31 protein-coding genes are annotated in these 25439 nt (G+C 42.5%); 2 read left to right on the top strand and 29 right to left on the bottom strand.

Annotation, left to right across the window (positions count from 1 at the left end; all coding sequences use genetic code 11):
• Window positions 1-46 precede the first annotated feature (46 nt).
• The gene (locus ACW6PM_RS03720) at window positions 47-370 is read right to left on the bottom strand and encodes a LysM peptidoglycan-binding domain-containing protein (RefSeq protein ID WP_308649860.1); all 324 of its coding nucleotides are present in this window, start codon (window positions 368-370) and stop codon (window positions 47-49) included.
• Window positions 371-621: 251 nt separating this feature from the next.
• Between ACW6PM_RS03720 and lexA the strand changes: the two genes are divergently transcribed.
• A complete protein-coding gene (gene lexA, locus ACW6PM_RS03725; RefSeq protein ID WP_154268516.1) occupies window positions 622-1236 on the top strand; it encodes a transcriptional repressor LexA in 615 nt (204 codons plus the stop codon).
• A 76-nt stretch (window positions 1237-1312) separates the two neighbouring features.
• Here lexA and rsfS read toward each other — a convergent pair whose 3' ends face one another.
• The 20 genes from rsfS to ACW6PM_RS03825 form a co-directional block, all read right to left on the bottom strand.
• Window positions 1313-1660, bottom strand: coding sequence for a ribosome silencing factor (rsfS, locus tag ACW6PM_RS03730; protein WP_012742542.1), 348 nt, complete (start codon window positions 1658-1660; stop codon window positions 1313-1315).
• 5 nt (window positions 1661-1665) lie between these two features.
• Complete coding sequence (gene yqeK, locus ACW6PM_RS03735; RefSeq protein ID WP_308649861.1) at window positions 1666-2247, bottom strand: bis(5'-nucleosyl)-tetraphosphatase (symmetrical) YqeK; 582 nt, start codon at window positions 2245-2247, stop codon at window positions 1666-1668.
• A 6-nt stretch (window positions 2248-2253) separates the two neighbouring features.
• Entirely contained in the window at window positions 2254-2880 is a 627-nt protein-coding gene (nadD, locus tag ACW6PM_RS03740; RefSeq protein WP_308668595.1) for a nicotinate-nucleotide adenylyltransferase, read from the bottom strand.
• Window positions 2881-2883: 3 nt separating this feature from the next.
• Entirely contained in the window at window positions 2884-3180 is a 297-nt protein-coding gene (gene yhbY, locus ACW6PM_RS03745; RefSeq protein ID WP_012742539.1) for a ribosome assembly RNA-binding protein YhbY, read from the bottom strand.
• A gap of 15 nt (window positions 3181-3195) precedes the next feature.
• Window positions 3196-4479 (bottom strand): GTPase ObgE, encoded by a 1284-nt coding sequence (obgE, locus tag ACW6PM_RS03750; protein ID WP_015569230.1) that lies wholly within the window; start codon window positions 4477-4479, stop codon window positions 3196-3198.
• A gap of 102 nt (window positions 4480-4581) precedes the next feature.
• Window positions 4582-4869, bottom strand: coding sequence for a 50S ribosomal protein L27 (gene rpmA / locus ACW6PM_RS03755; protein WP_012742537.1), 288 nt, complete (start codon window positions 4867-4869; stop codon window positions 4582-4584).
• A gap of 3 nt (window positions 4870-4872) precedes the next feature.
• The gene (locus tag ACW6PM_RS03760; protein WP_055061619.1) at window positions 4873-5202 is read right to left on the bottom strand and encodes a ribosomal-processing cysteine protease Prp; all 330 of its coding nucleotides are present in this window, start codon (window positions 5200-5202) and stop codon (window positions 4873-4875) included.
• Window positions 5202-5510, bottom strand: coding sequence for a 50S ribosomal protein L21 (gene rplU, locus ACW6PM_RS03765; protein ID WP_012742535.1), 309 nt, complete (start codon window positions 5508-5510; stop codon window positions 5202-5204). The genes ACW6PM_RS03760 and rplU overlap by 1 nt, the downstream gene beginning before the upstream one ends.
• Window positions 5511-5613: 103 nt before the next feature.
• Window positions 5614-6822 carry a ribonuclease E/G gene (locus tag ACW6PM_RS03770; protein ID WP_456056260.1) on the bottom strand — a complete coding sequence of 403 codons (1209 nt, stop codon included), beginning with the start codon at window positions 6820-6822 and terminating at the stop codon, window positions 5614-5616.
• Complete coding sequence (locus ACW6PM_RS03775) at window positions 6822-7541, bottom strand: TIGR03936 family radical SAM-associated protein (RefSeq protein ID WP_456056261.1); 720 nt, start codon at window positions 7539-7541, stop codon at window positions 6822-6824. Before ACW6PM_RS03775 ends, ACW6PM_RS03770 begins: the two co-directional genes overlap by 1 nt.
• Window positions 7531-9393, bottom strand: coding sequence for a TIGR03960 family B12-binding radical SAM protein (locus ACW6PM_RS03780; RefSeq protein WP_456056262.1), 1863 nt, complete (start codon window positions 9391-9393; stop codon window positions 7531-7533). The genes ACW6PM_RS03775 and ACW6PM_RS03780 overlap by 11 nt, the downstream gene beginning before the upstream one ends.
• 34 nt (window positions 9394-9427) lie before the next feature.
• Window positions 9428-10711, bottom strand: coding sequence for a bifunctional phosphoribosyl-AMP cyclohydrolase/phosphoribosyl-ATP diphosphatase HisIE (gene hisIE, locus ACW6PM_RS03785; RefSeq protein WP_308649867.1), 1284 nt, complete (start codon window positions 10709-10711; stop codon window positions 9428-9430).
• A 1-nt stretch (window position 10712) separates the two neighbouring features.
• Entirely contained in the window at window positions 10713-11303 is a 591-nt protein-coding gene (hisB, locus tag ACW6PM_RS03790) for an imidazoleglycerol-phosphate dehydratase HisB (protein ID WP_456056263.1), read from the bottom strand.
• Between the two features lie 22 nt (window positions 11304-11325).
• Entirely contained in the window at window positions 11326-12615 is a 1290-nt protein-coding gene (gene hisD, locus ACW6PM_RS03795; protein ID WP_456056264.1) for a histidinol dehydrogenase, read from the bottom strand.
• A gap of 42 nt (window positions 12616-12657) precedes the next feature.
• Window positions 12658-13305 carry an ATP phosphoribosyltransferase gene (hisG, locus tag ACW6PM_RS03800; protein ID WP_012742528.1) on the bottom strand — a complete coding sequence of 216 codons (648 nt, stop codon included), beginning with the start codon at window positions 13303-13305 and terminating at the stop codon, window positions 12658-12660.
• A 3-nt stretch (window positions 13306-13308) separates the two neighbouring features.
• Window positions 13309-14499, bottom strand: a complete 1191-nt coding sequence (hisZ, locus tag ACW6PM_RS03805; RefSeq protein WP_456056265.1) for an ATP phosphoribosyltransferase regulatory subunit — start codon at window positions 14497-14499, stop codon at window positions 13309-13311.
• Window positions 14500-14571: 72 nt separating this feature from the next.
• Window positions 14572-15105, bottom strand: a complete 534-nt coding sequence (locus ACW6PM_RS03810) for a Holliday junction resolvase RecU (RefSeq protein WP_015516333.1) — start codon at window positions 15103-15105, stop codon at window positions 14572-14574.
• Window positions 15106-15164: 59 nt separating this feature from the next.
• On the bottom strand, window positions 15165-16139 hold the full coding sequence (locus ACW6PM_RS03815; RefSeq protein ID WP_456056266.1) for a pseudouridine synthase: 975 nt from the start codon (window positions 16137-16139) through the stop codon (window positions 15165-15167).
• Window positions 16140-16170: 31 nt separating this feature from the next.
• The gene (locus ACW6PM_RS03820; protein ID WP_456056267.1) at window positions 16171-18156 is read right to left on the bottom strand and encodes a YgiQ family radical SAM protein; all 1986 of its coding nucleotides are present in this window, start codon (window positions 18154-18156) and stop codon (window positions 16171-16173) included.
• A 21-nt stretch (window positions 18157-18177) separates the two neighbouring features.
• Window positions 18178-18900: a pseudouridine synthase gene (locus ACW6PM_RS03825; RefSeq protein WP_456056268.1), complete on the bottom strand. Its 723-nt coding sequence runs from the start codon at window positions 18898-18900 to the stop codon at window positions 18178-18180.
• 141 nt (window positions 18901-19041) lie between these two features.
• On the opposite strand from ACW6PM_RS03825, the gene ACW6PM_RS03830 reads away from it, so the two are divergent.
• A complete protein-coding gene (locus tag ACW6PM_RS03830; RefSeq protein WP_456056269.1) occupies window positions 19042-19845 on the top strand; it encodes a hypothetical protein in 804 nt (267 codons plus the stop codon).
• On the opposite strand, the gene ACW6PM_RS03835 is transcribed toward ACW6PM_RS03830, so the two are convergent.
• The 8 genes from ACW6PM_RS03835 to ACW6PM_RS03870 form a co-directional block, all read right to left on the bottom strand.
• Entirely contained in the window at window positions 19825-20487 is a 663-nt protein-coding gene (locus ACW6PM_RS03835) for an ATPase (RefSeq protein ID WP_456056270.1), read from the bottom strand. The two genes, ACW6PM_RS03830 and ACW6PM_RS03835, sit on opposite strands and share 21 nt — an antisense overlap.
• Before the next feature lie 12 nt (window positions 20488-20499).
• Window positions 20500-20985 (bottom strand): pantetheine-phosphate adenylyltransferase, encoded by a 486-nt coding sequence (coaD, locus tag ACW6PM_RS03840; protein ID WP_308499106.1) that lies wholly within the window; start codon window positions 20983-20985, stop codon window positions 20500-20502.
• Between the two features lie 10 nt (window positions 20986-20995).
• Window positions 20996-21547: a 16S rRNA (guanine(966)-N(2))-methyltransferase RsmD gene (gene rsmD / locus ACW6PM_RS03845; protein WP_308668606.1), complete on the bottom strand. Its 552-nt coding sequence runs from the start codon at window positions 21545-21547 to the stop codon at window positions 20996-20998.
• Window positions 21548-21567: 20 nt separating this feature from the next.
• Window positions 21568-22116: a CDP-diacylglycerol--glycerol-3-phosphate 3-phosphatidyltransferase gene (gene pgsA, locus ACW6PM_RS03850; RefSeq protein WP_118191034.1), complete on the bottom strand. Its 549-nt coding sequence runs from the start codon at window positions 22114-22116 to the stop codon at window positions 21568-21570.
• Window positions 22113-23438, bottom strand: a complete 1326-nt coding sequence (gene rimO, locus ACW6PM_RS03855) for a 30S ribosomal protein S12 methylthiotransferase RimO (RefSeq protein WP_456056271.1) — start codon at window positions 23436-23438, stop codon at window positions 22113-22115. Before rimO ends, pgsA begins: the two co-directional genes overlap by 4 nt.
• 66 nt (window positions 23439-23504) lie before the next feature.
• Window positions 23505-23765, bottom strand: coding sequence for a DNA-directed RNA polymerase subunit omega (rpoZ, locus tag ACW6PM_RS03860; RefSeq protein WP_015516327.1), 261 nt, complete (start codon window positions 23763-23765; stop codon window positions 23505-23507).
• A gap of 1 nt (window position 23766) precedes the next feature.
• Entirely contained in the window at window positions 23767-24426 is a 660-nt protein-coding gene (gmk, locus tag ACW6PM_RS03865) for a guanylate kinase (protein ID WP_308649878.1), read from the bottom strand.
• A 15-nt stretch (window positions 24427-24441) separates the two neighbouring features.
• The gene (locus ACW6PM_RS03870; RefSeq protein WP_456056272.1) at window positions 24442-25320 is read right to left on the bottom strand and encodes a YicC/YloC family endoribonuclease; all 879 of its coding nucleotides are present in this window, start codon (window positions 25318-25320) and stop codon (window positions 24442-24444) included.
• Window positions 25321-25439 lie beyond the last annotated feature (119 nt).

Below are 25439 nucleotides of genomic sequence, written 5' to 3' on the forward strand. Positions count from 1 at the left end.
TCTGACCTATATTATATAAGAAACAGGAAATTTTAGCAAGATTGCATCACTTTATGTCCTGAGAATAATATGCAACAACTATATAATCGCCACTACGCACATTGCCATCGGTAAGGCTATTGAGCCTGCAGACCTCATCTACATAATCCCTTTTGCTTACCTGGCTGTCGGTAATATATCTGTCAGCAATGCTCCAGACAGTGTCACCATCCTCAACCCTGACGCTGGTATAATACTTGTTATATGGCCTGCTGTCAGTAGAACTGGCAAATATATGAATAGTGCCACATAATATAATGACAGCTGCTATAAATGCAATAACAGTCCATCCAAACATTTTTCTTTTTCCTAATAAAGTATTTCCTCTCATAAAACCACCTCTTGTATTTTCCGAACATGTGTTTGTTATTATCGTGATTACATAATACATCCCGAACAATCGTTTGTCAAGAGAAAAACGAACAAAATTTCGGAATATATGTTTGCTTTTATTTTTGTTTTATGATATACTTTTTTTAAGATACAATTTTTAATTTATTTTATAATCATAAATGAGGAGCAAAATATCTTTTAACCCTCATATCGTTATATTATTTAAATATTCAGACGGAGGATTTACCTATGGCATTAGAAAAGATTTCAGACAAGCAGAAAGAGATACTTGAATTTATCAAGAGTGAGATTTTAAACAGAGGCTATCCGCCATCAGTGCGCGATATCTGCGAGGGTGTACATTTAAAGTCCACATCAAGCGTCCATGCTCATCTTGAGACACTTGAGCGAAAGGGCTACATAAGAAGGGATCCTGCCAAAAACAGGGCTATAGAGATTATAGATGACAGCTTTGGTTTACAGCGCCGCGAGATGGTTAACGTACCACTGGTCGGCCGTGTAGCCGCAGGCGAGCCGATACTCGCAGTGGAAAATATCGAAACTTACTTTCCTGTACCTGCAGAGTATATGCCAAATAAGCAGTCCTTCATGCTGAAGGTTAAGGGCGAGAGCATGATTAATGCCGGTATCTTCGACGGTGATAATATCCTCGTTGAGCAGCAAAGCAATGCTTCAAACGGAGACATGGTCGTAGCACTTATAGATGATTCCGCTACCGTAAAGACCTTCTATAAAGAGGACGGTCACATTCGCCTCCAGCCTGAGAACGACACAATGGATCCAATCATTGTTCCAGACTGTGAAATACTCGGCAAGGTGTTTGGAGTATTCCGTTTCTTCTAATAAATATCACAAAAATATCGCACACATATGCTTAGCTAAAAAGCACAGCATATAGGTGCGATATTTTAAATAAATGCTACAGTGAATGTACATCCACCACTTTTCCATCTCTCCATATTCTGTCGAGATCATAGAACTGTCTGTCTTCTTTAGAGAACAGATGCACGATAATATCCTGATAGTCCATGAGAATCCATGTAGAGTTGCCTGTTCCCTCTACCTGCTTTTGATGCACTCCGTTTGTATACATAGCCTCATCCACGGCATCCTCCATGGCTGTGAGCTGATTTGCATTGTTTCCGTTTGCAATGATAAAGTAGTCTGCTATAGAAGAAACCTCTCCTATGTCGAGAACTGTGATATCCTCTGCCTTTTTGTCTTCAAGTGCTTCCACTATCTTTTTAACTAAATCAATTGTCTGCATAGCAGTTATTCCTCCCTGTTGTCTCTATATTTAGCATAATAATTGTAAGTAATCTGGGTAGTCGGATCTATTGCCCCACTCTTCGTATTAAGGAAATTGATTGTATCATACAGTATCTCTGCAACAGTCCTGTCGAGATCACTAAAAGCAAGCTTTCTTATCTCTTCAAGCCTCGGTGCTTCACATCTGTTTGGCTCAATATAATCCGCCACAAAGAGTATTTTATCAAGCAGCCCCATGTCTGCCTCTCCTGTAGTATGCACTCTTATGGCATGCAGTATCTGCGCATCCTTAATGCCATACTCTTCCTCCGCAAGCACCATGCCTGCCTTTGCGTGTAACAGCCCCGGGTTTGACATCTCTACCTCTGTTATGTCTATATTTTTCTTTACACAGAGTCCGATTTTCTTGTCGGTTGAAAGACACTTGGCACAGTCATGAAGCAGACCTGCAAGCATTGCCTTTTCTATTGAATAACCGTTTGCCATGGCAAGACAGCCGGCTGTATACATCACTCCGAGTGTGTGCTGATACCTTTGTTTATCAAGGCTTTTCTTTAGCTTTTTCTTTATTTCTTTTACTTCCATACTCTATCACCTGTATAAATTATTAGCCTGTATATATGACATAACTGCAGCATCCAGAAGCTTTTCTGTGCTTTCAAGGCTCCTGTGCTCTAGAGCCTTTGACTCTGCTTTTAAAAGCCCCCTTACCTGCGTAGAAGACACATCCATCCCGTCACAGCTCAAAAGTCTTATATCAGCAGGAAACAGATTTTTGATATGAGCAATCTTTTCCTCCATCTGCAGCTTTGGAAAATTTTCTCTCACCATAACAAGAATAATTGCTGTTTTGGCTATGACATCAGGTCTCATCCATGTTTCAAAATAGTCTAACGAATCTCCACCCATGATAAAATACAGTTCATCCTGCGGATAAAGTGCCTTTAGCTTTTGGAGTGTCACATACGTATAGCTGGTGGACTCATCCTTTATCTCAATATCAGACACCTCAATACCTGGCACTGCTCTTGCTGCCAGCTTACACATATTGTATCGGTGGCTAAAGGCAGTCATTGCATTCTCGGTCTTGTTAGGCGAGTGACCTGACGGGACAAGAAAAAGCCTGTCAAGAGAATACTCCTCCATTGCCTTTTGTGCCATGTATATATGACCTTTGTGTATCGGGTCGAATGCCCCACCAAAAATCCCTGTTTTCATGGCTTATTCCGGAAGCTTAATCTTTGGATTTTTCTTTGCCGGACGGTAAAAAATCATTTTTTTGCCTATTACCTTAACCACTGCCGAGTGTGTTCTCTCACCGATTACACTTGCAATCTCTCTTGGATCATCTATACAGTTTTTAAGAACTGCGACCTTGATCAGTTCCCTCTTTTCAAGTGCTGCATCAAGAGCCTCGATGATTTCCGGAGTAAGCGATGCTTTTCCGATATTGAAAATAGGGTTAATTGTGCTTGCAAGGCTGCTTAAATATGCACGCTGTTTACTTGATAAATTCATATATACTCTTTCTCCTTACTTGTAATAATCAAACTCGAAATCATACATGCGGACAGTATCTCCATCCTCGATGCCCATATTTTCAAGCTCCTTGATGATACCCTGCTCACGCAAAAATCTCTGGAAGAAGGCAAAGCCCTTCTCCGAGTCCATATTTGTGTATCCAAGCATTTTCTCAATCTTTGGACCTGATATCTCATATGCACCATCGGCTGCCACCTCAACCGCATACGGCTCATCCTTAAAGAATGAAAGTGCAGGATCAATCTCCGGCTCATATACAGTAACCTCTTTAGGGCAATTTGCAAGCAGGTTCTTCACCTCGTACAAAAGCTCCTTAAGACCCTTACCGCTTACTGCGGATATCGGAAATACCTTTATGCCCTGTGGCTCAAATTCGGCTCTTAAGGCTGAAATCACCTCATTCTCGTCTCCTGCTATGGCATCTATTTTGTTGGCTGCAATGACCTGTGGCTTTTTGAGAAGCTGTGGATTGTATGCTTCAAGCTCCTTGTTTATCGCCTTGATGTCAGCAACCGGGTCACGTCCTTCAGTCCCTGCCGCATCAACCATGTGTATCATGACCTTGGTACGCTCTATATGACGCAAAAACTCATGACCAAGTCCTATGCCCTCTGATGCACCCTCGATAAGTCCCGGGATATCAGCGATTACGAAACCAAAGCCCTCATCCATATCAACCACACCAAGATTTGGCTGTAATGTGGTGAAATGATAGTTGGCAATCTTTGGCTGTGCATTGGTAACTCGTGACAGAAGTGTTGATTTTCCCACGTTTGGAAAGCCAACAAGCCCTACATCCGCTATTACCTTAAGCTCAAGCTGTACCTCGATTTCTATTGCATCCTGTCCCGGCTGAGCATATTTAGGCGCCTGCATGGTCGATGTGGCATAGTGCTGGTTGCCCTGACCGCCTTTTCCTCCGCGCAGAATCACCTGCCTTGTATTGTCACCGGACATATCAGCTATGACCTTTCCGCTTGCTGCGTCCTTTATGAGTGTACCCTCCGGCACCTTAAGTATAAGGTCCTCTCCGTTCTTTCCGTGACAGTTCTTTTTGCCACCCTCCTGTCCCGGCTCGGCTGCAAACTTTCTTCTGTGACGATAATCTGTCAGGGTGTTGATTCCCTTATCCACGAGGAATATAACGTCTCCGCCCTTTCCTCCGTCTCCGCCGTCCGGGCCACCGTTCGGCACGTATTTTTCACGACGGAACGATACATGACCATCTCCGCCTTTTCCTGATTTTATGATAATTTTTGCACGATCTGCAAACATAATTTTCCACCTCATGCTGAATGTCTGCACGAAACACTCAGTATACTTTATAACAAATTTACAACATAAAAACCCCGGCTAATAAAAGTCGGGGTTTAAATCTTATTCGTTCACTACTGGATATACGGAAGCCTGTTTCTTATCTCTTCCAACTCTCTCAAATCTTAATACGCCATCAACCTTAGCATATAATGTATCATCTCCACCGATACCAACGTTTGTACCAGGGTGAATCTTTGTACCACGCTGTCTGTAAAGAATATTACCAGCTTTTACGAATTGTCCGTCTGCTCTCTTAGCGCCTAATCTCTTAGACTCAGAGTCACGTCCGTTCTTTGTAGAACCAACTCCCTTTTTATGAGCAAAAAACTGAAGGTTCATATTCAACATGTCTTACACCTCCTTGAAGTCTAGAATGATGTACTCATTCCCATAGTCTCTTTGTATTCCTTTTAGTCCCAGAATCATGGAATCCATAAGCAGTGCAACATCACCTGTCGCCGGCTTATCAAGTCTGTAGTCAATCATGCCTGTCTCTTCATCTGTATCAAGACTGTACTTAGCATGACACAGCTCCTCAGCGGAATTGATGAAATTAATCACCAGCGCTGAAACCCCGGCACAGATTATATCATATCCGGAATCCGCAAAACCTGCATGTCCCTTTGACTTAAAGCCCATCTTATGTCCTTTTGAATTCTGATAAACGGTTATAGCTATCATTATCCGTTAATTTTTTCAATCTTAACCTGTGTGAAAGCCTGTCTGTGACCGTTCTTTTTGTGATATCCGGTTTTTCTCTTGTACTTGTAAACGATAACCTTTTTAGCTCTGCCTTCTTTAACTACAGAAGCCTCAACTGTTGCACCTGCAACTGTTGGATCTCCAACCTTGAGATCATCTCCGCCTACAACTAAAACCTGATCAAAAGTAACCTTCTCACCAGCTTCAACGCCAAGCTTTTCAATGGTAATGATATCGCCTTCAGATACTTTGTACTGCTTACCACCTGTTGCTATAATTGCGTACATATGGCACCTCCTATTTATCATTACTCGCCAGTTACGGTGCTGCGAAAGTCGCAAACTTATACCTCACTGTGCGGCATACTCCAGTATATTAGCATAGAGCCATCTATTCGTCAAGTGTTTTTTCTAAAATTTGTTTAAGAGATTTGTGGACTTTCTTTCTGGTCAGCTCCACCAGTCCAAGCTTTGTGATATCCACAAAGGTACAGACTGTATTATCGTCCTTTATATACTGTTTGAGCGCTTCAATAAGCGTATCCCTTGACGCCTCAGACTTCATATTGATGAAATCAATAATTATCATGCCGGAGATATTTCTGAGCCTAAGCTGCCTTGCTATCTCCTTTGCAGCCTCCATATTGGTCTTTAATATGCTGTTGCTCCCTGACGATATATTCTTTGCGCTGTTTACATCTATAAAGGTAAGTGTCTCAAGCTGTTCTATTATGATGTTGCCACCACAGTCAAGCCATACCCTGCGCGAGGTCAGATTATCAATCAGGCCTCTGATGCCATAGAGCGTTGACAGGCTGATAGCAGAATCGTCATATCGCATTATCTTTTCAGGAGCATGGTCATATATGCCGTACTCTGCAAGGAGACTGTCATATATATCATCACAGTCCGTCTTTATCCACTCCACCGTGGCAAAATCAATCGTCTTCATCAAAAGCAGATAGTCGCTCATTCCCTGATATACGCATGAATAAAGCGCCTGATGAGGTGCCTTTTTTATTATCTGATTGTATTTTTGTGCTACAGAATACGCATCAAGCGAAACCGCCTTATCATCCACATTTTTGGCATTGGTTCTGACTATGATGCCATAGCCCTCATTTTCATGGTCTGCACACTTTGAAAGCACAGCTGCTCGTAAAAGAGCTGCCCTTTCCTTATCCAGCTTTGATGAAACACCTATCTGTGTATCAAAATTGGTGAGAATCACATTGCTTCCGAATATCGAAAGCTTTGTAGTGACCACCGGGTCCTTTGTCTTTAGCGCATCCTTTATGACCTGCACAAGTATCTCATCGCCCTCACACAAGCCTGATTTTTTTGATTTTTTGTTTGTGTATACAGGATTTTTTGCATCATTTAGTGACAGATAACAGCTCTTATTCTGCGCAATGGTCACAAATGCCGCATTTATGCCCGGCAGTATCTTATTTACCCTTGCCGCATATATATTGTTTATTATCGTATCCTTCTCGGGAAGAAGCTGGAAATCCTTATAATTTCCTTTTTCATCCATCATTGCATACACTGTGTAGGTCTTATTATTTTTTACTGTCTTAGTAAGAATAATTCTGTTCATTATGAGATTTCTTCTCCCATGTCAAGCAGACAAACGAGTGTTCCATCGTCTTTTCTTGCATACACTTCCTGCCTGTGGATTTGTATGGCAAGCGGATCATAATCAAGTCCACACTTTTCGTATATGGCTTCGAGCACAAACTCTGGCTTTATATTGTCAATGCTTCCTGTTGATACCTGCATGAAAAACTCAGGCTTTTTGTCTTTTTCCATGACTGTAAGCTTATATACAAGAGGCTTTATATCCACCTCTCTCTCACTCTTTTTAGTCTTTTTCATCACAACAAAGGATGGCTCATCAAAAAAGTGCTTATCTATCGCTTCCTTCCACTCATCTATGGTATACGGGCTCTCGTAGCCCTCCTTGAAGCTAAGTACATAGTCTGCAGCCGCAACAAGCGACATTGCTTTCTTTGCATCATCCGGTAAAAGCACATAGCCTGTCACCTCGACTCCGTCCACCATCTGGGCATTTAACGCCGCTATGCTTTTTTCTGTAGACTCTGTCGTATTTACATCTATGTCAAAGTACTCACCATCGCTTGTGATGCCCACTCCAAGAGGTGCCGCAAACGACATAATCTGGTGAGCAGAATACCCCTCTGAATAGCGGATATCAATATCTGCTCTTCTGACCGCCTTCTGGAAGTATCTCATCATATCGAGATGTCCTATAAACTTCATGCAGCCCCATTTTCTGAACTTCACTCTAATTTTCATAGCAGACACCTCCTCCATAGCTCTTTGCACCGCAGGCAGAGCACCTCATGCGGCAGTTAGGAGTGACTGTCTCCTTGTGGGCTGTCTCCCACTCTCTTATCATAAACTGCTTTGTCACACCTATATCGATAAAATCCCATGGGAATACCTCGTCAATAGGCCTCTCTCTCATAGTGTAGAAATCCGGATCAAGTCCGCATTCTTTTATCGAATCAATCCATCTGTCATAGTCAAAATACTCTGTCCAGGCATCATAATATCCGCCCTTTTCGTATACCCTTACTATAGCATCACAAAGCCTTCTGTCGCCTCTTGCCAGTATACCCTCAATCACAGTGACGTATGCCTCATGCCAGTTGTATCTGATGCTCTTTCTGTTGAGCTGCTCCTTTACATGGTCGTTAACTATCTTTGCCCTACCGAGATACTCAGAAGGCTCATACATCCTCGCCCACTGAAATGGTGTAAACGGCTTTGGCACGAAAAATGATGTGCTTATAGTTATCTGACATTTTCCGGCTCTCTTTTCCTTTGGAACGGTATCATAGTACAATGCCGCTACATCGTTTGCAAGCTCAGGAATGCCCCTCATATCTTCCTCTGTCTCAGTAGGCAGACCGAGCATGAAATAAAACTTCACCTTGTTCCAGCCGCCCTCAAAGGCCTGTTTTGAACCATTCATGATATCATCAATTGTCAGTCCCTTATTTATGACGTTTCTAAGGCGCTGTGTGCCGGCCTCAGGTGCAAATGTCAGACTGCTCTTTTTGACATCCTGAACCTTCTGCATGATGTCGAGCGAAAACGCATCAATTCTGAGTGAAGGCAGGGAAATATTTATCTTCTTTTCCTTGCAGATATCAAGCAAAAATGTGATGAGCTCGTCAAGCTCCTTGTAGTCGGATGAGCTTAAGGAGCTTAAAGAAATCTCCTCGTGTCCCGTATTTTTGATGAGTGCTGCTGCAACCTCCTTTAGGTGCTCAACCTTTTTCTCACGGTTTGGACGATAAATCATACCGGCCTGACAGAAACGACAGCCTCTTATACATCCACGCTGTATTTCAAGCACCATTCTGTCCTGCGTAGCCTTGATAAAAGGCACAACCGGTGCTTCCGGGTAAGTTGAGTTAGTCAAATCTACCTGCACCTGTTTTTTAATCTTTACAGGAATATCATCATACTTAGGCTTCATACAGCGGATTGTTCCATCCGCATTGTACTCTACATCATACAAAGCAGGTACATAAAGACCCTCAATCTTTGCAGCCTCATGTAAAAACTCTTCCCTTGAAAGACCATCAGCCTTTGCCTTCTTATAAAGCTCAAAGAGATTGCCGTACTGTGTCTCGCCCTCTCCGATATAAAATATATCAAAGAAATCTGCAATCGGCTCCGGATTGTAGGTACAAGGACCTCCTGCAATCACAATAGGGCAGCCTTCCGCTCTGTCCCTTGAACGAAGCGGTATCTGTGCGAGGTCAAGTATCTGTAATATATTTGTGTAGCACATCTCGTACTGCAGCGTCATGGCTACAAAGTCAAAATCCTTTATAGGCTCCTGTGACTCAAGTCCGAAAAGCGGTATATTCTCCTGCTTCATGATTTCATGCAGATCAGGCCACGGAGAATAAACTCTCTCGCACCACACGTCATCCATGCGGTTGAACATATCATATAATATCTGGATTCCCAGATGTGACATACCAATCTCATAAACATCAGGAAAACACATCGCAAAACGTATATTTACCTGCGATGTGTCTTTCATTACTGAGTTGAACTCATTCCCGATATATCTAGCCGGTTTGTCTACCTTCATAAGTATCTCATCACTTAAAGCTAGTTTTCTCATATAATTTCCTCTAAATAATTATTGTGTTTTAAGGCTATCGCTGTGCCAGCTCCCCTGCGATTTCTGCCCATGTAATATTTTTCTGAGCCATAAGAATCATGCAATGGTACATAAAGTCCGATATCTCAAACTTCAAATCATCACTGTCCGGATTTTTGGCTGCCAGAATAATCTCTGTGCACTCGTGTCCGAGCTTTTTTAATATCTCATCTATGCCCTTTTCCATGACGGCATTGGTGTATGAGTCCTCCTTTGGATTCTTCATACGGTCAACTATCACCGCATAGACTGATTCAAGCACTGTAAGCGGATTCTTCTCCACATACTCCTTTTTCACGATATTATTGAAAAAGCAGGTTCTGTTACCTGTATGACATGCAGCTCCCACCTGCGAAACCTTCGCAAGGATAGTATCATAATCACAGTCCGCTGTCAAAGACTTTACGTACTGTAAATGTCCCGATGTAAGTCCCTTGGTCCAAAGCTCATTACGACTTCTGCTCCAGTAGGTCATGCGCCCGCTGTTTATCGTGACATTGAAGGCCTCCTCATTCATATAGGCAAGCATGAGCACCTGCTCATTGCGGTAATCCTGCACTATGACAGGCACCATGCCGTCAGAATTGAGCTTTAAATCAGACCACTTTAAGTCTGGAGTAAAATTGTCAACAAGTATTCCTCCGTCAGAAAGCTTTGTCTTTAACGCCATGATATCATTTTGAGGGTCATTGATAAACTCTCCTGCAATGCCTCTTAGTGTTTCACGCTTCATGACATCAATTATTTTATCCATGTCAAACTGCGGCATATAGACCACATACGGTGTGGATGTGAGATTTTCAAGGGCATCTATTATATCTATATTCAAGACCAAAAGCTCATGAAAGGTATCCTCTATCTCCTCCTGATGCTTGAAAATATAGTCTACATTGCTGATTGACAAAAGGATTTTATCCTTGCCAAACTTCTCGCTTGCCACATTTGCAAGCTCCAGGCTAGAATCCTTTGTGGCATTAAAGATTACCTGCAGACAGCCTGCATACAGCAGCTTTTTCACGTCCTCTATACGGTTGATATTGCCTCCGGCGCACACCTTTATGTCGATATTTCTGTTGATATTTTCTATCGTATGTATGTTTTTCTCATGCTCATCATCATCAGTTGAAAGATCAAAAATAATAATCTTGTCTATGCCACTGTCATTGTAAAGCTGACACAGATTGTAGACGTCACCCATCACTGTCATATCAGATGCTGATTTCACGGCCTGGCCGTTCTTTAAATACAGTGTAGCAACGATGTTCTTAAAACCAGTCAAATTACAAACTTCCTTTCGTGGACATCACGTCCTTTATTCTGCTATCATAGGTGCAGGCATCGTCAAGCGCCTTGGCAAATGCCTTAAACATAGCTTCTATCATATGATGATTATTTCCCGGTGTCAAAACCTTTATATGCAGGTTCATCGCAGCAGAGTAAGAAACGGCGTAGAAAAACTCCTTTACCATCTCTGTATCCATATCTCCGACTCTCTCGCAGGTAAACTCACCGTCAAACTGCAGATACGGTCTGCCTGATAAGTCAATGGCGCAAAGCACCAGCACCTCATCCATCGGTAAAATAAAGCTTCCAAATCTCTTTATGCCCCTTTTGTCTCCAACAGCCTGTGCTATGGCATTGCCAAGCACTATGCCGCAGTCCTCTATAGTATGATGACAGTCCACATTTAAGTCACCGTCGCATGTCATATCGAGGTCAAAAAAACCATGCTTTGAAAAGCCCTCCAGCATATGGTTAAAGAAGCCTATGCCTGTGTCTATATTTGATTTTCCGGTTCCGTCTATATTTAAACCGACCGAAATATCAGTCTCTTTTGTTTTTCTGCTAAGCTTAGCGCATCGATCTGCCATTTCTTACTCCTTTATTCTAAGACTAATCCTCAAATCTTACCTTGATTGAATTTGCATGTGCTGTAAGCTTCTCGCACTCTGCAAACTGCTCAATATCAGTATGTATCCTCTCAAGCGCCTCTCTTGAATATGAGATGATGCTTGACTTTTTGATAAAGTCATCTACAGACAAGGCTGAGAAGAATTTTGCTGTTCCGTTTGTAGGCAGAACATGGTTTGGTCCTGCAAAGTAGTCTCCTAAAGGCTCTGATGAGTACTCTCCGATAAAGATTGCTCCCGCATTTTTGATTCTTGTCATGACTGAGAAAGGATCTCTTGTGACAATCTCCATATGCTCTGATGCGATATCGTTTACTGCATCAATTGCCTCATCCATATCCTCTGCAACAAGTATATATCCGTAGTTTTCAAGCGATTTCTCGATGATTTCTTTTCTTGAGAGGACCTCAACAAACTTATCAACTTCCTCAGATACTTTCTTTGCAAGCTTTTCACTTGTTGTGATTAAGATAGCTGATGCCATCTCATCATGCTCAGCCTGTGAAAGTAAATCCGCTGCCACGTAGCGTGGGTTTGCAGTCTCATCCGCAAGCACCAGAATCTCGCTTGGACCAGCGATTGAATCAATGCTGACATATCCAAACACAGCCTTTTTTGCAAGAGCAACGAAAATATTTCCCGGTCCTACAATCTTGTCTACCTTTGGCACACTCTCTGTACCAAATGCCATTGCAGCGATAGCCTGTGCACCGCCCACCTTGTAGATTTCATCTACTCCGGCCTCGTTTGCGGCTACAAGAGTGGAAGGATATACCTTGCCGTCAGCTCCGCATGGTGTACACATAACAATCTTCTCAACACCTGCTACCTTTGCAGGAAGCACGTTCATCAGCACTGATGAAGGATAGACAGCCTTGCCGCCCGGCACATACACTCCAGCCTTTGCTATAGGTGTTACCTTCTGTCCTAAAATGATGCCGTCCTCTGTTGTAAACCATGAATTCTGCAGCTGCTTCTCATGATATTTTCTGATATTTACAAGAGCCTTTTTTATAACGGCAAGAAGCTTCTCATCAACAAGCTCATAGGCTTCCTTTATTTCTTCCTCTGTGACACGTATATTTGATGCATTTACATCTGCCTTGTCAAATTTCTTTGTGTATTCAAAAACAGCCTTGTCACGGTTTTCCTTTACGTTGTTTATAATCTCATTTACCGTGCTCTCATACTCTGTATAGTTGTTAGGGCTTCTCTTAAGCAGGCTCTCCAATATGTTCTTCTGTGAATCCTTTGTAAGTTTTAAAGTTCTCATTACAGCCTCCGTCTAAAATCATGTATTCATATAAATTATACGCTATTTGATAACAGTCTTCAAATCGCTTATGAGCTTTGTAATACGCTCATTGTCCATCTTCATGCTGACCTGGTTTACCACAACCCTCGCAGACAGCGGACAGACCTCCTCAAGCACGGTAAGTCCGTTCTCCTTAAGCGTAGTTCCGGTCTCTACTATATCACAAATCACCTCTGAAAGTCCAACAATCGGAGCAAGCTCTATTGAGCCGTTCAGCTTTATAATCTCTACCGTCTGATGCTTTTTATTGTAGAAATAATCCTTTGCGATATGAGGATACTTGGTGGCAACCCTTATCTGCTCATGATGCTGTAAAAGCTCCCTTGCGCTCTCCGGTCCGCATATGCACATACGGCATTTTCCAAAGCCTAAATCAAGCACCTCGTAAATATTTCTGCCCTCCTCGAGGATGGTATCCTTTCCTACCACACCGATATCGGCAGCACCATACTCAACGTATGTAGGCACATCAGGTCCCTTTGCCAGGAAAAATCTAAGCTTAAGCTCCTCGTTTACGAAAATCAGCTTTCTGGTATCCGGATCCTTCATCTCCTCACAGGTGATGCCTATCTGTTCAAAAAGCTGCAGGGTTTTCTTTGCAAGTCTGCCCTTTCCCAGGGCAAAGGTTAAATATCTGTCATCACTCATCTTTTATTCCTCTATAAACTCTACTCTGTTTATACGGTTGTCTACCGCATATGAAGCATAGTCCTCTTTCGTTTTATTTTTGTCCTTAAGCACCATCTGTGTATTTATTCCGTCTCTTCTAAGCTCCACAGAGCGCTTGATTGCCGCATGATATGCAGCCTCCTCAAATACTATAAGTGAGGAATTCTCAATAACCGGCACATCAATATCCTGACGGCTTAAGGCTGCCATGAGCTGATCCACAACAATTGCAAAGCCGATTGCCGCAGCGTCCTTTCCAAAGTGTGAAAGCAACTTGTCATAACGGCCACCCTTAACGATAGGCTCTCCTGTACCGTATGTGTAGCCCTGGAAAATAATACCTGTGTAATATGTGTAGTCGCTGATAAGTCCAAGCTCATACGAAATATATTTCTCGATGCCGTATGCCTTTAAATATTCTCGCAGCTTAAGCAGTGTATCAATGGATGATAATATCTCATCATAGCCCTCTGCAAGCTTTAAAGCCTCCATAAGCTGCTCATCCTGTAAGTCGAAATTGTCCAAAAGCACAAACAGCTTCCGTAGCTTGTCGTTCATGGAAAGACTGTCCACAAACTCCTCCACACCGAAGAAATTTTTATTTGCTATGAGCTCTCTTAGATTTTCCTCCTGCTCCTCAGACAGACCTGCTGCCTTTGTGAGACCATAAAAGAACTGCGAATGTCCGACTGAAATCTGGAAATTCTTAAGTCCGCTCTCAAGCATTGACTCAACTGTCATCGAAAGTATCTCGGCATCGGCAGAGATAGAGCCGTCGCCAATCAGCTCTGCACCGCACTGTGTGCTCTCCTTGAGCCTGCCCTGATAATCCGATGAATTGATAAAGGTATTGCCCAGATAACACAGCTTGACCGGCATATCGTCCTCTATATAGTACTTAGCCGCACTTCTTGCAATAGAAGGAGTAAAATCAGGACGAAGGACAAGTGTATTGCCCTCCTTGTCAAAAAACTTGTATAAATCCTTTGAAGGAATTGTTCCCACATCGTTTCCAAAAATATTAAAAAACTCAAAGGTAGGTGTCATGATATCATGATATCCGTATTTTAAAAGTGTACGGTGCAGCTTATCCTGCAAATACAGCTTTTTTTTGCATTCTCCGTTATATATGTCTCTTACTCCGTCAGGAGTGTGTAATAATTGATTTTCCATAATGTGTAAAATCTCGCTTTCATGTAGTAAAGTGTTATCGTGGTAATATGCTACCATACGATAGTGATACTGTCAAGCCCTGCAATTTAAATCAAGCTGTAGTGCGTTCAGATACGGCACAAGTATTCCCGGCACCTCCGGGAGGAAAAATGCCGGCTCAAGCTCCTCGTAGCGGAAGCTCTTTCTGCCGCCCTCTGCAGCTCTGTCCCAGAATTCTGTCAGCTTTTTAAATGTGAGATAATAGTATTCGTTCCTGTGTGTGTACGAAATGAGGATAAAAGCAACACCATCCTGTTTTTCAAAGCATCTCATAAACTCTACCTGATGCTCATGTATATTGGCAAGGGGAAACGTGTCGGTATTACATTCCTTTGCATCAAAGCATACCGGGATTCCCTGTACAGCTCCAATATAGTCAACCGTACTCTTCTGCTCGAAATAAGCCAGTGTAATGTGCCTTGTTTCCGGCTCCATCTTTATCGGTGTAATCGGAGTTGGAATCTTTTGTATGAGCGCCAGGCCGTTCTCCCTGTATTTTTCATTTGTCTTGTTTATCATATCCTCTAAGGTCGAGCCTCTTAAGCCTCTTGAGTTCCAGGTTGCCATATCGTTTCTATCTTCCTTAATACTGTAAGCTGTGCGACATAACGTAAACAATGCCGGGATTAAATCCCCACCCTGCTCCATATGTCAGGCAAAGCTGCCTCTATATATCTGCCATCAGGCAAAATCACATGGTGCGCATGCAAAAGCTGGCTGGTCACATGATAGTTTTCTTTGTAAAAAGCATTGATCCTTTTATCACCATACTTCATATCACCTATGATCGGATGACCAATAGATGAAAGATGTGCCCTGATCTGATGACTTCTTCCCGTAATCAGATGCACCTCAAGAAGCGTTGCTTTATGACCCCCGGCACTCATCTCAATTGTCTTAAGAGGCCTGTAGGCAGTCTTTACCTGCAGTGATTCAGCACTTATGGGCTCCTTGGTTATCTGCACCTTATTTACAGCCTCATCCTTTGTCAGAAAGCCCTCTATGGTCATAGGCTCATCCACCCTGCCTGCTACAAGTGCCATATAATACTTCTCTGCGGTTCTGTCCTTAAGCACCTGTGACAGATACTGCAGCCCGTGAAGCGATTTACCCATCAGAATAAGCCCCGAGGTATTTCTGTCCAGACGGTTGCACACCGATGGCTTAAAGCTCTTATAGGTATCAAAATCAAGCTTTCCCTCTTTTATCAGGTATCCGATAAGCCTTTCGTTCGCAGAAATATCAGTCTCCTTGGACTTCTGTGACAGCATATTGACAGGCTTGTTCGCCGCCAGTATATCATCATCCTCATACACCACGCTAAGTCCGTCAGGTTTAAGCGCTCCAAGTGCCTTAAAATCCTTCATCAGACTGTCCTCATTGACGGAAAACTTAGCAAATGTATCATCTGACAGAAAAATCTTGATTTTATCGTCAACTGACACAATTTCTGTGCCTGACGCTTTCTTATCATTCAGTTTTATATTCTTCTTCCTGAGCATCTTGTAAATAAATCCCATAGATGCGTTTGGAAGTATCTTTTTAAGGTATTTGTCAAGCCTCTGGCCTGCCTCGTTTTTACCTGCTTTAAATTCTTTCATAGCCTTTATCTTATATATCTATCTTTTATATCTATCTTTTCTTCTTGTGGACATTTCTGATTGTTTTCTTTTTGTGCGCTGCGCCTGCGGTGTTACTTCCGCGCTCCGTTACATTTTTCGTGGTTTTCTTTATGCCTGCATTCTTACCGCCGCCATAGCTGCTTTTTGAATTTTTACAAGGCTTTGAACGGTTTTGCTCCCAGCCTCCACCAGTATGCATTTTCCTAGGCTTTATCAGGCACTTTTTGTCAAATCCGATTAAATCCTCTCTGCCGGCCTTAACAAGTGCCTCGTGCACGAGATCATAGTTCTTTGGATTGCGGTACTGGATCAGTGCTCTCTGCATAGCCTTCTCATGCGGATTAGTTGTAACATACACCGGCTTAAGTGTTGCCGGGTCAAGCCCTGTGTAGTACATGCATGTAGAGATGGTAGACGGTGTCGGATAGAAATCCTGCACCTGCTCCGGCATATATCCCAGATCGCGCAGATACTCGGCAAGCTCTATGGCTTCCTTAAGCGTTGAACCCGGGTGTGATGACATGAGATACGGCACGAGATACTGCTCCTTGCCTATCTTTTTGTTCATATCCTTGTATGCCTTCACAAAGCTGTTGTAAACCTCTACACTCGGCTTTCCAAGCCTGCTCAAAACAGCATTGGAGATGTGCTCCGGAGCTACCTTGAGCTGTCCGCTGACATGATACTCGCACAACTCACGCAAAAAGGTCTTGTCCTTGTCATACATCAGATAGTCAAATCTGATACCTGAGCGGATAAACACCTTTTTAACCTTTGGCAATGCACGAAGCTCTCTAAGCAGCTGTATATAGTCGCTGTGGTCAACAATCAGGTTGGCACACGGCTTAGGAAACAGGCACTGCTTTGTAGGACATGCTCCCCTTGTAAGCTGTTTTTTACATGCCGGCTGTCTGAAATTGGCTGTAGGTCCTCCAACATCATGGATATAACCCTTAAAATCCTTATCCTGCGTGATAAGTTTTGCCTCGTCAATAATCGACTCATGGCTTCTTGTCTGGATTATCCTGCCCTGATGGAAGGTCAGTGCACAAAAGTTGCAGCCTCCAAAGCAGCCTCTGTTGCTGATGAGAGAAAACTTCACCTCGCTTATCGCAGGCACTCCGCCTGCCTCCTCGTAGCTCGGATGATATGTCCTCATATACGGCAGTGCATATACCTCATCCATCTCCTCCTGCGACAATGGCTTTTGCGGTGGATTCTGCACCACAAGCGTAGAGTTGTCATATGGCTCTACAAGCCTCTTCGCACAGAAAGGATCGGTATTGCAATACTGTATGTAAAAGCTTCTCGCAAACTCTCTCTTGTCCTCTTTTATGACATCGTAATCAGGAAGCTCAATAGCATCATATATGATATCCCTGTCCTTAGTCTTAAACACTGTGCCATCTATAAATGTAATATCCTTTACATCCATGCCGCTGGCAAGCGCATCCGCAATCTCAATGATGCTTCTTTCGCCCATACCATATGAGATGAGATCCGCACCGGAATCCAGAAGAATTGAGCGCTTGACTTTATTTGACCAGTAGTCATAATGTGCCATGCGCCTAAGGCTCGCTTCGATGCCACCTATTATGATAGGGATTTTTTTATAAGTATGGCGTATCAGGTTACAGTACACAACAGTCGCATAATCAGGTCTCTTACCCATCACTCCGCCCGGTGTAAAGGAATCCTTAGCTCTTCTTTTCTTTGAAACCGAATAATGGTTTACCATGGAGTCCATATTGCCTGCTGAGACTAAAAAGCCAAGGCGCGGCACCCCAAGTATGGATATAGACTCATCATCCTTCCAGTCGGGCTGTGAAATGATGCCGACCGTATAGCCGTGCGCCTGCAGCAGTCTTGCAATTATTGCATGTCCAAAGGACGGATGATCCACATATGCATCGCCGCATACATACACAAAATCAAGCTGCTCAATGCCCTGATCTACCATATCCTGTTTTGAAATCGGTAAAAAACCATTATTCATATCATACCTCATAATTAAAATTTATTTTCCGGAATTTATCTGCATAAGTACATCCGTTTCAGCCTGTGTCAAAGCTCTGTAATCACCTGACTTAAGGTCATCAGGCAGCTTAAGCGGTCCCATGGATATTCTCTTTAAATAGATTACCCTCTTGCCAAGCGCCTCAAACATCCGCTTGACCTGATGGAATTTTCCCTCTGTTATCGTAAGCTCAATCTCAGATACACTGCCGCTTTTTTTAATGACAAGCTCCGCAGGCTTTGTAAGCTTTTCCTCGCCTATATCGACGCCCTCCTTAAAGCTTATGATATCATCCTGTGTCACTTCACCATCAATACGTGCAAAGTAAGTTTTTGCCACATGCTTTGAAGGGCTTAAGAGCTCATGCGAAAGCGCTCCATCATTTGTGATAAGTAAAAGTCCCTCCGTATCTATATCAAGTCTTCCGACAGGAAACAGATCATCATGCACAGCATCTGTGATATAGTCCATGACCGTCTTATGCACATTGTCCTTTGTCGCAGAGACACAGCCTGAGGGCTTATTGAACAGATAATACTCATACTTTTGATACTTAACTATTCTGCCGTTAACCGACACCTCGTCGGCATCAGTATCTATCTTTGTCTCTGGCTTTACGGCTACCGTGCCATTTATTGCTATCTGCCCGGTCTTTATAAGTTTCTTTACCTCGGAGCGTGTTCCAAGCCCCATTTCTGATAAAAATTTATCTAATCGAATCATATTGATATTCCTCTTCACATATACTGTCACATGAGTAAAACCAAACTAAAAAAATCACTGTTTATCGCTTTTATATTGCTATTTTGCATTTATTACATATTGTTTCCCGCACAGGTAAGTGCATACGCCAAATCAGGCATAATGCTATGGTTCAACCAGATATTTCCGCTTCTTTTTATATTTACGATTTTATCTAACCTGATTATCTCAACAAATGTGCTGCAGAGCATTCCAAAAAAGCATATCATGCTTATTACATACATGATAGGCATAATATTTGGATTCCCGATAGGTGCAAAGCTCACAGCAGATTTTTGCTCCAGAGGATACATAGATAAAAATCACAGGGAAATACTGAGTGCACTGGCAAACCATTTCAGTCTGCCCTTTATCATCACCTATGCACTGTCCGGGCAGCTTAACATACACAGCTGCTACAGCATTTATCTTGTGTCACTTTATCTGCCATCCGCAGTAGGAATGATAGCTTTGCTTTCGATTGACAAAAACAACAGCTTAACACAAAAAATCCCGGCTCAAGGATTTAAGCTTAACATGCAAATCGTTGATGCCGGAATAATGAAAGGGTTTGAAACCCTTATAAAACTCTGTGGATATATTGTATTGTTCTCTATAGTCTCACGTATCCCACAGACCATTGCCCAAAAGGCTGACTGTAGCACACCACTGTCTGCAGACATAATAAGCGCCTTTTTTGAAGCCACAAACGGTATCAGTATAGTCTGCGGTCTATGCATCCCACGCACACTTTCAATAGTGCTGTGCATTGCACTTCTGTCATTCGGCGGTGTATCATGCATTGTCCAGACCAAATCAATATTCCGGGATACAGGCTTTAGGCTTTACAGATACATACTGCTTAAGGCAGCCATGAGCATACTCTCATGCCTGTTATGTATTATCCTATTTTGCATCCTCATCTGAATCTGAAATATTTGTAATCTCTATATCGTCATCAGATGCATCTGTATCCGAAGCAGCCTCACTGTCAGACAGCTCTGCTCCGGCAGCTTCATCGATTTCCTCCTCCGGTGGGAAAAGCTCTGCTCTGTTTGCTGCAACAACATCCTCAAACTGCTGCAGTGAATTGATAAGGCTGTCATATCTGGCCTTTGAGGTCTCAATAGAGCCTGTTAAGATATCCTCAATACTCTTGAGCTGGCTGTCTGTATATGCCATGGCGCTCATTCTGAGATTGTTTGCTTCATTTGTGGCACTGTCAAGTATCTCCTGTGCCTGCTTTGTTGCAATCTGCACTACCTCATTTGCCTGTGCATATGCCTGCTGCATAATCTGATGCTCGCTGACAAGCTCATTTGTCTGAATCTGTGCCTGCGCAATTATCTGGTCTGCCTTTGCCTGTGCATCTGCAAGAATAGCCTCTTTATTGCTGATAATTTTCTGGTATCTCTTGACCTCCTCAGGGGTCTTTGTACGAAGCTCAGAAAGCAGCTCCTCTAACTGTTCACGATTGACAAGGATCTTGTTTCTTGAAATAGGTGACGGCTTGCAGCCATCAATATAGTCTTCAATTTCTTCAATAATCTGTTCCATTTTACTGCTCATAATACTGTCTCCTTACCTGGTAATATTGTATTTAGCATAAATTCTATCAATGAACTGTTCAGGTACGAACTTTGATATATCTCCTCCGTATGATGCAAATTCCTTGACAATTGTAGAGCTTAAATATGAATAATTGAGGCTCGAGGTGAGAAAAACCGTCTCTATTTCCGGATTCTGCACTCCGTTAGCCTGCGCAATCTGCAGCTCATACTCAAAATCTGTCACTGCACGCAATCCTCTTATTATGATTGTTGCATTGATTTCCTTCATGTAGTCAACTAAAAGTCCTTCGAAGCACCCTACCCTCACGTTTGGTATGTGTGCTGTCATTTCCTTTATCATACTAACACGTTCTTCCAAAGAAAACAACGAGTTTTTTGCACTATTGTTGAGCACTCCAACAACCAGCTCGTCCACTATTTTGGCTGAACGCTCTATTATATCGAGGTGTCCAAATGTCACCGGATCAAAGCTTCCCGGATAAATTCCTACCTTCATATTGTATCTCCTATGCACGCTTTATAAAAACATGCTTGTTTGTTTTGTATATTTTTTCTTTGACTATCTCATAGCCAAGCTCTGTGAGATAATCAAAATCAGTATCGTTTGAAGCCTCAACTACGATAAGTGTATCCTCCTTAAGGATATCGCTGTCAGATAGTGCAATAAGCACTTCCTTTTCAAGCTCCTTATTGTACGGCGGATCCATAAAGATGATATCGAATTTGTATTTGCCCTCAAGAGTACGTACTGCCGTAACAGCGTCCGTCATCATAAGCCTTGAGACCTTATCAAACTTTGTAAAATGGATATTGTCCTCGATGCATGAAGCTGCTTTTCTTGAATTCTCCACAAATACAGCATAGGCTGCACCGCGGCTTAACGCTTCAAGTCCTATCTGCCCGCTTCCCGCAAACAGATCTAAAAAATATGCTCCGGGAACATCAAACTGCATGACATTAAAAAGAGTCTCCTTCGTCTTGTCAGTAGTCGGTCTTGTATCTTTTCCCTCGATAGTCTTTAGAGGGAGGCTTCTCGCCGTTCCTGCTATTATTCTCATAGTTTTCTCCCTGCTATAGTCTATTTCTGGTCCTTTAAGACGTCCTTATTCTTTGCAATATAGTCAATAAGCGAAACAACTGTGAGCACAAGTGCCACATATATAAGGAGCGTTCCAAGGATATTTAACCAGCCAAGCTGTAGATTGATATTAAAAATAATAACAATAACCATAAGCATCTGGAAGGTTGTCTTAAACTTGCCCCAGTAGCTTGCCGCAATGACAATTCCATTGTCTGATGCAACGAGTCTGAAACCGCTTATGATAAACTCTCTTGCAATGATAATAAGTACAACCCATACCGGGATGAGCTTTAAATCAACAAGACATATCATTGCAGAGCATACAAGCAGCTTGTCCGCAAGAGGATCCATAAACTTGCCGAAATTTGTGACCAGATTGTATTTTCTTGCAATTTTTCCGTCAGCCATATCGGTAAGACTTGCAATGATAAATATCGCAAGTGCTATATAATTTCCGTATCCGTCAAAAAACGGTGAAATAAGGAAAAATACAAAAAACGGAATAAGTATCACTCTTAAGATTGTAAGTTTGTTTGGTAAATTCATTTTACAAGTTCTCCTATCAAATCATATTCATACGCACCTGTTACCACAACCCTGCATATATCGCCGGTCATGAGTGTCTCATCAGTGTTGATGAATATATATCCGTCAACATTCGGTGCATCTCTGTATGTACGGCCGATATAAGCATTCTCATCAGCCACCTTGCCCTCTATGAAAACATATAATTCTTTACCCTTTAGTGTCTCATTTTTATCAAAAATGACCTCTTCCTCAAGCTCCATGACATCAGCCTGCCAGTCGGACTTTGTATCCTCATCTATCTGATCAGGCATTGCAGCTGCCTTTGTTCCCTCCTCTGGGGAATACGTAAAGGCTCCCAGACGGTCAAACTCCATATCATTTACAAACTGCATAAGCTCCTCGTGATTATCCTGCGTCTCACCCGGGAAGCCGCATATAAGTGTGGTCCTTAATGTGATATCAGGTATCCTCTCACGCAGCATTCTGATACGTTGTGTAAGCTCAGCCTTTGTTGTTTTTCTGCCCATGCGTCTTAAAATATCGTCATTGCAGTGCTGGATTGGCATATCAAGGTAATGGCATACCTTCTCATCCTTTATCATGGACTCTATAAGCTCATCATATATCTCCTCAGGATAGCAGTACATAATCCTTATCCAGAACAGCCCGCTTATCTTGTTGAGCTCATCCAACAGCTTATGGAGAGACTTCTCACCATATAAATCCACTCCGTAAAGTGTGGTCTCCTGGGCAACAAGTATAAGCTCCTTTGCCCCCTGCTCCACAAGGCTCTTTGCCTGCTCGATCAAATCCTCCATAGGCACACTTCTGTAGCGGCCTCTGACAGAAGGGATCACACAGTAGGTACAGTTTTTATTGCATCCCTCTGCTATCTTAAGGTAAGCGAAATGCCCTCCTGTGGTGACAATACGCTTTGTCTTTATGCTCGGAAGCCCCTCTAGGGTGTGCAGATTGCTGTATCTGTGTTTTTCAAGTGTCTCATGGACAGCTTCAACTATAGTATCATACGAATTGGTGCCAAGTATGGCATCAACCTCAGGGATTTCCTTAAAAATCTCATCCTTGTATCTTTGTGCCAGACAGCCTGTCACAATAAGCGATTTGCATTTGCCGGTCTCCTTGTACTGAGCCATCTCGAGGATGGTATTGATACTCTCCTCCTTTGCATCGCCTATGAAGCAGCAGCTGTTTACGATAATGATATCAGCCTGCGTCTCATCATCGGTCATCTCAATGCCGTCATTTGCAAGCATGCCTATCATATACTCTGAATCCACAAGGTTTTTATCGCATCCAAGCGAAATAAATAATAATTTCATAGTACCTCTCAAATGTAAGTATTTACAATTAAAAGGGAAAGACAAAACAGCCTTTCCCCTTTTAGATTAAGCCTCTTCGCCCTCGTTTAAATCCTCATCATCTGAGACAATTCTGACAGCGCCTGTGTACAGCTCCTCTACAGCAATAGATAATGGCTTATTGCACTTAGGGCGTGCGATAAGCGGTTCTGCACCGTCAATAATCTGACGTGCACGCTTTGCTGCTGCGATAACGATAGAATAACGGCTGTTTACTACCGGCTCCTCACCTATCTCTACATTGTTGTTTACTACCTTCATTAACTCTACATACGATGGATGTATCATATTATTTATCTCCTTTCGAAAAGCTTAAAAGCTCTTTTCTCATTTTATTTATAAAATCTATATTTGATGATACAAGATAATCCTGATTCTTTTTCGTGTCATCTGAGCTGTGGATTATATCATTCACGAGTTCCACACAATCGTCAAGCTTATCATTTACCACTAAATAATCATATTTTTCTATACCCAAAGACTCCTCATATGCTCTTGAAAGCCTCTGTGCACAGACCTCTTTTGTCTCGGTGCCTCTTCCGACGAGCCTGTCCTTAAGCTCATCCGCACTCGGTGCTGACACAAACATAAGCACCGTATCAGGAAACTGCTCCTTTATCTTTAAAGCTCCCTGGATTTCTATCTCTAGTATCACATTCTTTCCGGCATTAAGCTGCTCATTGACATATGACTTTGGTGTGCCGTAATAATGATCTACATACCTGGCATACTCAAGCAGTCCGTCTGCCTTTATCATCTGTTCAAATTCTTCCTCTGAGATAAAGAAATACTCTCTGCCATGCTCCTCACCCGGCCTTGGACCTCTGGTCGTGGCTGATACGCTCAGTGCATAATCCTCACCGTGCTTTGCCATAAGCTCCTTCATGATAGTACCCTTTCCGGAACCCGAAAAGCCTGAAAAAACAACTAATTTTCCTGTGTTACTCATCACAATCTCCTAAACTTACTCAATATTTTGAATCTGCTCCCTGACCTTTTCTATATCAGTCTTAAGGCTGATGCCTGTGTCAGAGATCTTAAGATCATTGGACTTTGAAAGGATGGTGTTCGCCTCACGGTTCATCTCCTGTGCCAGGAAATCGAGCTTTCTTCCCACGCTGCCACCGGCATTAAGCGATTCCTTCACTGAAAGGATATGGCTCTTGAGCCTGACCGTCTCCTCATCCACACAGATCTTGTCTGCAAATATAGTGACCTCCTGGGCTATTCTTGAGTCATCCAGCTGATTGTCTGCAAGAAGTTCTCTCAGCTTTTCCTCAAGACGCGCACGGTATTCTGCAATTATCTGTGGCGAACGCTCCTCAATGAAATCAACATATGATACCATATTATCGAGCTTTTCGCAAAGGTCTTTTTTAAGATTTTCTCCCTCGCGCACACGGCTTTCGACAAATGGCTCAAACGCACCGCGAAGAGCCTTCTCAAGACTGCTCCACAGCTCATCCTCGTCTACAGGCTGCTCCTCCATCACAAATACCTCCGGATATCTTGACAGTGTGCTTACCCTTATATCATTCTCCAGTCCGAATTCCTCTGACATCTGATTCAGATACTTCAGATATTCTCCCGCAAGTATCTTATTGTACTGCAAAGAGAAATTATTCTCCGTAAAATCCTCATATGTGATATAAATATCGACCTTGCCACGCTCTATGTACTCCTTGAGCAGTGTCCTTATCGCACTCTCAAAGAAATTGAGCTTTTTAGGCATCTTGATATTTACATCCAGATATCTGTGATTTACAGATTTTACCTCGACTGTAATCTTACGGCTTGCATCTGCGTACTCGTATCTGCCAAAGCCGGTCATACTTTTAATCATAATTTTTCCTTTCGCATATGCATAGATGAGTTTATTATATAACTCCTTGAGATTTTCGTCAAATATATTATAATATAAATATTCATGATTATAAATATTCATATGTACAATAGCTTTTG

The sequence above is a fragment of the Agathobacter sp. genome, from assembly GCF_977054825.1.